Annotated in this window: 1 protein-coding gene; it reads left to right on the forward strand. The window is 38.9% G+C overall.

What is annotated here, in order from left to right; translation table 11 throughout:
* Positions 1 to 76 precede the first annotated feature (76 nt).
* The coding region (locus BWR59_RS32705; RefSeq protein ID WP_218191337.1) for a hypothetical protein at positions 77 to 306 on the forward strand (230 nt) is incomplete at its 3' end.

Raw genomic sequence — 306 nt, forward strand, 5'->3', positions numbered from 1 at the left:
GATCTAGGCTAGCGGTGACACCTTAAGTGGTGCTCTCCGCTAGCCATTTTTTTGCATCAATGATAAGTTTCTCAGAATGAAAATAACCAGATCTAGACCCACCATTCAGCGAATCCTTCTTCTTGTAATATTCCTACTATTGGATGTCGCAGAAGCGGGCGCAAGTAAACTCTATGAAATCAATCTCTTGAGACAAGATCCAAATTTTCCAATTGATTCACGGTGGTTTTCCGATGAAGTAATAAAAGAAGCACAGGACAAAATTAAAAAGGAGCCTGCTAATAAAGGTACTTTTCAATTTGAGAT

This window comes from Pseudomonas sp. Bc-h, assembly GCF_002080045.1.
Classification (GTDB): Bacteria; Pseudomonadota; Gammaproteobacteria; order Pseudomonadales; family Pseudomonadaceae; genus Aquipseudomonas.